Source organism: Brevundimonas sp., assembly GCF_036399195.1.
GTDB lineage: Bacteria > Pseudomonadota > Alphaproteobacteria > Caulobacterales > Caulobacteraceae > Brevundimonas.
The window spans coordinates 1-7,176 of the sequence record NZ_DASWNO010000272.1 but is presented as its reverse complement, the minus strand read 5'-3'; the positions used below and the strand labels follow the sequence as shown (position 1 = coordinate 7,176).

General features: G+C 69.9%; 7 protein-coding genes. 3 read left to right on the top strand and 4 right to left on the bottom strand.

What is annotated here, in order from left to right:
- The first annotated feature begins 118 nt into the window (after window positions 1-118).
- Window positions 119-919 (top strand): pyrroline-5-carboxylate reductase family protein, encoded by an 801-nt coding sequence (locus VGB60_RS11830; RefSeq protein ID WP_331038452.1) that lies wholly within the window; start codon window positions 119-121, stop codon window positions 917-919.
- Here VGB60_RS11830 and VGB60_RS11825 read toward each other — a convergent pair.
- The 3 genes from VGB60_RS11825 to VGB60_RS11815 form a co-directional block, all read right to left on the bottom strand.
- Entirely contained in the window at window positions 916-1,410 is a 495-nt protein-coding gene (locus VGB60_RS11825; protein WP_331038451.1) for a hypothetical protein, read from the bottom strand. The two genes, VGB60_RS11830 and VGB60_RS11825, sit on opposite strands and share 4 nt — an antisense overlap.
- 77 nt (window positions 1,411-1,487) lie before the next feature.
- Window positions 1,488-2,831 (bottom strand): ATP-binding protein, encoded by a 1,344-nt coding sequence (locus VGB60_RS11820; RefSeq protein WP_331038450.1) that lies wholly within the window; start codon window positions 2,829-2,831, stop codon window positions 1,488-1,490.
- A 136-nt stretch (window positions 2,832-2,967) separates the two neighbouring features.
- The gene (locus VGB60_RS11815) at window positions 2,968-3,699 is read right to left on the bottom strand and encodes a response regulator transcription factor (RefSeq protein ID WP_331038449.1); all 732 of its coding nucleotides are present in this window, start codon (window positions 3,697-3,699) and stop codon (window positions 2,968-2,970) included.
- Window positions 3,700-3,787: 88 nt separating this feature from the next.
- Between VGB60_RS11815 and VGB60_RS11810 the strand changes: the two genes are divergently transcribed.
- Window positions 3,788-4,669 carry a branched-chain amino acid aminotransferase gene (locus VGB60_RS11810; protein WP_331038448.1) on the top strand — a complete coding sequence of 294 codons (882 nt, stop codon included), beginning with the start codon at window positions 3,788-3,790 and terminating at the stop codon, window positions 4,667-4,669.
- On the opposite strand, the gene VGB60_RS11805 is transcribed toward VGB60_RS11810, so the two are convergent.
- Window positions 4,666-5,697, bottom strand: coding sequence for a DUF4349 domain-containing protein (locus VGB60_RS11805; RefSeq protein ID WP_331038447.1), 1,032 nt, complete (start codon window positions 5,695-5,697; stop codon window positions 4,666-4,668). The two genes, VGB60_RS11810 and VGB60_RS11805, sit on opposite strands and share 4 nt — an antisense overlap.
- 219 nt (window positions 5,698-5,916) lie before the next feature.
- Between VGB60_RS11805 and VGB60_RS11800 the strand changes: the two genes are divergently transcribed.
- The coding region (locus tag VGB60_RS11800; RefSeq protein ID WP_331038446.1) for a NupC/NupG family nucleoside CNT transporter at window positions 5,917-7,176 on the top strand (1,260 nt) is incomplete at its 3' end.

Below are 7,176 nucleotides of genomic sequence, written 5' to 3'. Positions count from 1 at the left end.
CGGTCGAGGCGGCGGATCGCTATTACCCGGCCTTTGACTTCATGATCCGCGGCAACAAGAAGCCGAAGGAAGCGATCGACTCCTGCCTGTTCGAGACCGTCGGCACCGCCTGACGGCGATGGCGGCCTCCGCTCCCTCAGGCTCCGTGGTTCTAGTCGGTTGCGGCCGACTGGGGTCCGCGATGCTAGAGGGCTGGCTCGTCACGGGTGCTGTCCGTCCGTCTGAACTGATCATCCTCACGCGGTCCGAAAAGCCGGCGGCCGAGACGGCCCGCGAACGCGGGGCGCGGGTCAACCCGCCGCTCGAGCACCTGTACGACGCCCGCGCCCTCGTGTTGGCGGTCAAACCGGCGTCATGGCGTGAAGCTTTGGCGGGACCGGCCGCGCATCTGCCCGCAGGCGCGCTCGTCTTGTCGGTCATGGCCGGCGTGCGGGCCGCGGACATCGCCGCCGCCGCGGGGCGGCCGGTTGCGCGCGTGATGCCCACCACCTCCGTGGCGCAGGCGAGGGGCGTTGCGGCGATCTGGTCCGTGGACGCCGCCGCCCGAGCCGCCGCCCGGACGCTATTCGGGCCGCTCGCCGAGATCGTCGAGCTGGAGGCTGAGGATCAGATCGACGCGGCCACCGCCGTCGCCGGCTCGGCGCCGGCCTTCTTTTACGCATTCGTCCAGGCGCTGGCGGAGGCCGGAGCGGCGCAGGGCCTGCCTAAGGACGCCGCGCACAGGCTCGCACGGGGCGCATTGCGATCAGCGGGCGCGGGCGCCGAGACAGGCGAACCGATCGACGCCCTGATCGCGCGCATCGCCTCGCCCGGCGGCACGACCCGCGCGGGGCTGGACGCCATGGCCCAGTCCGGCGACCTCGCGCGCGCCGCGGTTTCGGCGGTCGAGGCGGCGGTCAGGCGGGCCCGAGAGCTCTAGCGGCGGACGTAGCGGCCTTCCGCGAGATTGGTCGCCAGCCGCCGGTAGGCGCGCTCGGCGTCGCTCCAGGTCGAGGAACCGTGAACATCCGCCAGACTGGTCGAATACCAGTTATAGCTGACCGGAATGACCTGTCCGTCCGCCGTGGTGATCCGGCCCTCAATGGCCGCGCCCCCGATGGAGATGCTGCGGATCGGGTCGAGGCCGGGCCGACGTGCGATCTGCTCGAACGTGGGCCGGTTGGGTTTGAGATCCGTCAGAACCAGATCGATCCGGGCCCCGTCGAGCGCGCCCCTGCGGTCGAGGGTGCGGGTGACGGCCCGGGTCAGATGGTCGGCCTGCTGTGCAAGATCGCGCTCGCCCAGCGCCTCCGCCTTCTGCTGCAGTTCCGGACCGAAGGTCACGGTGACGGCGGCGGGCTCAGCCGACGCGGCGCCGGCGGATAGGGTGAGGAAGGCGGCGACGGCCGCCGGCGGGAATAATTTTTTCATCGGAAGAGCACCTGAGTGGACTGAACGAAACATGGGCTCCGGCGGCGCTCTTCGCCAGAGGCCGCCGCGTCTTGTGATCAGCCCGGCAGACGGATCAGGGCCTTCAAGCCTCCCATGTCGCTGCGCTCCAGTGTGATGTCGCCGCCATGGCCCCGGGCCACGTCGCGCGCGATCGCCAAGCCCAGTCCGACGCCCTTGCGGTTCTGGTTGCGCGAGGCGTCCAGCCGCGAGAACGGGCGGAAGGCCTCCTCGTGCAGTTCGTCGGGAATGCCGGGTCCGTCGTCCTCGACGGTCATCTCGACGCCGCCTGAGGGCAGGGCGCGGGCGCTGAGCCGGACATGCTCGCCGTGGGCGGCGGCGTTCCCCGCCAGATTGGTCAGGGCCCGCTTGAACGCCAGGGGGCGCAGCGAGGCCGTGAGGTCACCGGGCGCATCGACCTCGACTTCGGCGCCCGCCCGCCGTGCATCATCGCCGGCGGCGCCCAGCAGGTCGGACAGAAGCACGGGCTGGGCCGCCTCTCCGGCCTCGCCGCGGGCGAAGGCCAGATATTCGTCGATCATGTGCTCCATCTCGTCCAGATCGCCCCGCATGGCGTCGGCGCGCTTGAACGGCGGGGCCAGGGCCAGCTCCAGCCGCAGGCGGGTCAGCGGCGTGCGAAGGTCGTGACTGACCGACGCCAGCAGCGCCGTGCGCTGGTCGATGTGGCGCTGGATCCGTTCGCGCATGGCGAGGAAGGCCGAGGCGGCGGCGCGCACCTCGCGGGCGCCGTGCGGCTTGAACCGCTCCTGCGTCTCGCCCCTGCCGAAGGCCTCGGCCGCGTCCGCCAGCCGCTCGATCGCGCGCACCTGATTGCGGATGAACAGGATCGCCACGCCCATGAGCAGGACGGTGGCGATCAGCAGCCACAGCACGAAGATGTGGGCCTGCGTCGCCACGGCGCGCTCGCGCGGGGCGATGACCCGCAGCACGCCCTGCGGCTGCTGCACGCGAATGTCGACATAGGCGGGGTAGCGGGTCGTATCGAACCAGAAAGGCTGGTCCAGCCGGGCGGCGAGGGCGCGCTCCAGCGCCCGGTCGACAACGCCCACCGGGCCCCGTCGAGTCTCCTCGGGCAGGACATCGCCCTCACGCAGCTGCACGGACAGGGACATGGCCCGCTCCGCGCGGTCGGAGATCACGGCCATGTTCTGAGGCGTCGGGTCGTCGCGCCAGCTTTCCGCCGCCCAGGCGATGTCGCCGGCAAGCCCGTCCGACAGCCGCGCGGTCACCGTCTGCCAGTGCATGTCGAAGAAGGCCCAGGTCACCGCGACCTGCATGACCAGCACCGGCAGCACGATGATCAGGAGCGAGCGCCCCCACAGCGAGGTCGGCAGCCGCCGCTTCAGAAACCGCGGCCAGAGTGCGGCTGGGAGGAGCCTCACCGTATTCCTCCCCCACAGGGGGAGGGGGACCATCCGAAGGATGGTGGAGGGGGCAGGACCGGGGCAGGGCGGCTGGGGCGAGCCCCTTCCACCGCTTCGCGGTCCCCCTCCCCCAAGGGGGGAGGAGTGCGGGCCATCAATCCGGGGCCAGCATATAGCCCACGCCGCGCACGGTCTGGAGGTAGCGCGGGTTCTTCGGATCGGCTTCCAGCTTGCGGCGCAAACGGGTGACCTGGACATCGACGGCCCGGCCCGTGATGTCGGCGGTGTCGGGCGACAGGCTCATGCGTTCGACGGCCGAATGGGCGTGGATGGCGAGGGTCTTCAGCAACTGGGCCTCGGCTTCGGTCAGCCGCTGCATCTTGCCGTCGCGCATCAGCTCCAGCCGCTCCATGTCGAACACGGCCGGCCCCAGCTTGATCTCGCGGGGCGTCAGCGGCTTGCCGCCGGTGCGACGCAGGATGGCGTCCACCCGCAGGGCGAGCTCGCGGGGATCGAAAGGCTTGGACATGTAGTCGTCCGCGCCGCGCGAAAGCCCCTCGATCCGGTCGTCCGGGTCGCCGCGGGCGGTCAGCAGCAGGACCGGCGTCTTCGAGGTCTCGGCCTTGGACCGGACCCAGGTGGTCAGATCGAACCCGCTCTCGCCCGGCATCATGACGTCGAGCACGATCAGGTCGAACTCGATCAGCTCCATCAGTCGCTTCGCCGCGGCGGCATGGGCCGCGCCGGTGACGCGATAGCCCTCGCGCGCCAGGAACTCCTTGAGCAGTTCCCGGATGCGGTCGTCGTCATCGACGACCAGAAGGTGACGGCCCGCGCCGGCGCCCGCGACTGGGCCCGAGCGGCCGTGTGAGCGCACATCGCTCATGCGGATGCGACTCGCCGGCCAGTCGGGACGTTGACCTGAGCGGTTCCGGCGGCTCTAACCCGGGGACTTGCGCGGGAGACGTTATTCAATGGCCTTCGTTCCTATCGACGATCGCGACGGCTGGATCTGGTTTGACGGCGAATTCGTACCCTGGCGAGAAGCCAATGTGCACGTTCTCACCCACGCTTTGCACTACGCGTCCTCGGTGTTCGAGGGCGAGCGTATGTATAACGGCAAAATCTTCAAGCTGACGGACCATACGCGTCGCCTGTTTCGGTCGGCCGAGGTGCTCGACTTCCAGATTCCGTTCACGGTCGAGCAGATCAGCGAAGCCTCGATCGAAACCTGCGCCCGCAACGGCCTGACCGACGCCTATGTTCGCCCGATCGCCTTCCGCGGCTCGGAGCAGGTCAGCGTCTCAGCGCAGCAGACCCGCACCCGCGTGGCCATCGCCGTGTGGGACTGGCCCAGCTATTTCGATCCCGAGACCAAGGCGAGGGGCATCCGCCTGTGCTGGGCCCCCTACAAGCGTCCCTCGCCCGAGACCGCGCCGACCGAGGCCAAGGCGGCGGGGCTTTACATGATCGGCACCATCAACCGGCACTACGCCGAGGCGCGCGGCTACGCCGACGCCATGCTGCTGGACTGGCGCGGCTATGTCGCCGAGGCCACCGGCGCCAACGTCTTCTTCGTCCAGGACGGCCGGCTGATCACCCCGCCCGCCGATGGGGCTATCTTGAACGGCATCACCCGCCAGACGGTGTTGGAGATGCTGGCCGCCCGCGGGCTCGAGGTTGAGGTCCGCCACATCCGGCCCGAGGAACTGGCCGGCTTCAGCGAATGCTTCCTGTGCGGCACCGCCGCCGAGATCACCCCCGTGAGTGAAATCGGCGACGACCGGTTCACGCCGGGCGAGATAAGCCTCAGCCTGATGGACGAATACAGCCGGCTGGTGCGCGGGCAGGCCTAGGTCGCGGCCTCGGTCGGCTTCCGGCGACGGCGCACCGACGCCCACCACACCGCGCCGCCGATGATCGCGATCGGCATCATGACCGAGCCGACAGTGATCAGCGCCGCGAGCATGCCCATGGACATGCCGAAGGCGTTCTGGAGCGCCTGGGCCACCGGGCGGGTGGGGCTGTCGGCCGCCATGACGCCGGCCTGACGGTAGTCGATCGTCAGGCGGGCCGATTGCACCCGGGCGTTCAGTTCGCGCAGCCGGAGCTGCTGGGCGTCCTGCTGGCGTTGCAGCTCGGCCAGCTGCCGCTCGATGTCGAGCTTCTGGGACAGTGTCCCGCCCTGCTGTCGCTGCAGGACGCGGATGCGTTCGGCGATGGTCTCGGTGGTTTTTGAGCTTGTGGCGGCTTCATCGATGCCCTGCGTGACGTCCTCGCCCTCGGTGACGGCCTCTTCCAGCCGGCCGCCGGCGTTCTGCGCGTCCAGCGCCAGCCCCGAGCGGAACCGGTTGATCCAGTCGGGCTGGCCCCGCAGCTCCAGCCGGCCGCCGGGCTGGCGGGAGGTCCAGTCGGCGTTGGCGGAGACCACCTGACAGAGGCCCGGGCCGGCGGAGACACAGGCGAACTCGTGCCGGCTCATCAGCTCGGCCCCGCGGTCCTTAGGGGCCGACATCACATAGCTGAAGGCGTAGGCGATGCTGGCGACCGGAGCGAGCGGCTCCGGACGGGGCGGAGGCAGCGCCTGAAATCCGGGCCGCGTTGTCGTCTCGAACCGCAGGGGCTCAGCCGCGGCCGAGCGCACAGAACGGTCGATCCGCGAGGCCTGAGTGTCAGCCTCCTCGTGGGGCTGTGGTCGGGCCTGCAACTTGGGAGGCGGCGCGACCGCCGCCTCTGAGCCCCCCGGCGCGACCGCCCGCGGCAGGGGCGCGATAATCTCGACATCGCGAGCTGCCGCGTCGGAGGCGCCCTCGTCCTGCATTGCCTCCTGGCACCCTGACAAAACCATCGCGCTGGCGGCGGCCAGCATCAGAGCCTTGCGCATCGTCATTCTCCCTGTCGCCGTGGTGATCACGGTGACGTGATGGCGCGCCCGGATACCGGCGAAGTCTGGGCTCGGGCGAAGCGGAACCTTGGCCGTGCGGCGTTCAAATCGAGGCATGGTTTACGCCGGGGGCCGAGGGCCACGCCGCGTCTTGCCAGACGCGGCGGCGTGGCGTTCAACGGGACGGGGTCGGCGGGGAATCGGCCGGGGACGACATCAATGTTCAACCTGCTGAATCTCCAGAGCCTGCTCGGGCTGACAGTGATCGTCGGCGCCTGCTGGGCCCTGTCTGAGAACCGCCGCGCCTTTCCTTGGCGGCTGACGCTGGGCGCGATTGCGGTGCAGGCGGGGCTGGTGCTGGCGCTGTTCGGCATCCCCGGGTCGGAGAATGTGCTGGCGGCGATCACGGGCGCGGTGGACGGTCTGGCGACGGCCACCAACCGGGGCACCCAGTTCGTGTTCGGCTATCTGGCCGGGGGCGAACAGCCCTATCCGGTGGCCAACCAGCCGGCGCTGTTCACCTTCGCCTTCCAGGTGCTGCCGCTGATCCTCGTGATCTCGGCGCTGTCGGCCTTGCTGTGGCACTGGAAGGTGCTGAAATGGGTCACCCACGGCTTCGGCCTGCTGTTCCAGCGCACCATGGGTCTGGGCGGGGCCTCGGCCCTGGCGGTGGCGGCCAACATCTTTCTCGGCATGATCGAGAGCCCGATCGTCGTCCGCGCCTATCTGGACAAGCTGACCCGGTCGGAACTGTTTCTGATGATGGTGGTCGGGCTGGCGACCGTCGCGGGGTCCACCATGGTGGCCTACGCCGCCATCCTCGGGCCCGTGCTGACCAACGCCGCAGGCCATGTGCTGGTCGCCTCCATCGTCTCGGCCCCGGCGGGCGTGCTGCTGGCCCGGATCATCATCCCGGAGACGCCGGGGCAGGGCGGCCACGCCGCCGACTACGACTCCGCCCTGAAATACGACAGCGCCATCGACGCCATCGTCAAGGGCACGGCCGACGGCCTGATGGTGGTGCTGAACATCTCGGCCGTGCTGATCGTGTTCGTGGCTCTGGTGGCTCTGGTAAACGTGATGATGGGCGGGCTGTGGCTGTTCGGCGATACGGTCACGGTCGAGCGGGTGCTGGGCTGGTTGTTCATGCCGGTGGCGTGGCTGACCGGCGTCGAGTGGTCCGAGGCGGGCCGGGCCGGCTGGCTGCTGGGGGTCAAGCTGACCCTGACCGAGTTCGTCGCCTTCATCGAGCTGGGCAAGATCCCGGCCGGGGAGATGAGCGAGCGGACGCGGATGCTGATGACCTATGCGCTGTGCGGCTTCGCCAACATCGGCTCCGTCGGCATCACCGTGACCGGCCTCAGCGTGCTGATGCCCGAGCGGCGCGAGGAGGTGCTGGGACTGGTGTGGAAGGCGCTGTTCGCCGGCTTCCTCGCCACCCTGATGGCCGCCGCGGTGGTCGGGGCCATGCCCGGCGCC

Excerpts from the sequence above, each read along its gene's own strand:
- VGB60_RS11830 (WP_331038452.1), top strand. The coding sequence starts at position 119 with ATGGCGGCCTCCGCTCCCTCAGGCTCCGTGGTTCTAGTCGGTTGCGGC.
- VGB60_RS11825 (WP_331038451.1), bottom strand. The coding sequence starts at position 1,410 with ATGAAAAAATTATTCCCGCCGGCGGCCGTCGCCGCCTTCCTCACCCTA.
- VGB60_RS11815 (WP_331038449.1), bottom strand. The coding sequence starts at position 3,699 with ATGAGCGATGTGCGCTCACACGGCCGCTCGGGCCCAGTCGCGGGCGCC.
- VGB60_RS11810 (WP_331038448.1), top strand. The coding sequence starts at position 3,788 with ATGGCCTTCGTTCCTATCGACGATCGCGACGGCTGGATCTGGTTTGAC.
- VGB60_RS11805 (WP_331038447.1), bottom strand. The coding sequence starts at position 5,697 with ATGCGCAAGGCTCTGATGCTGGCCGCCGCCAGCGCGATGGTTTTGTCA.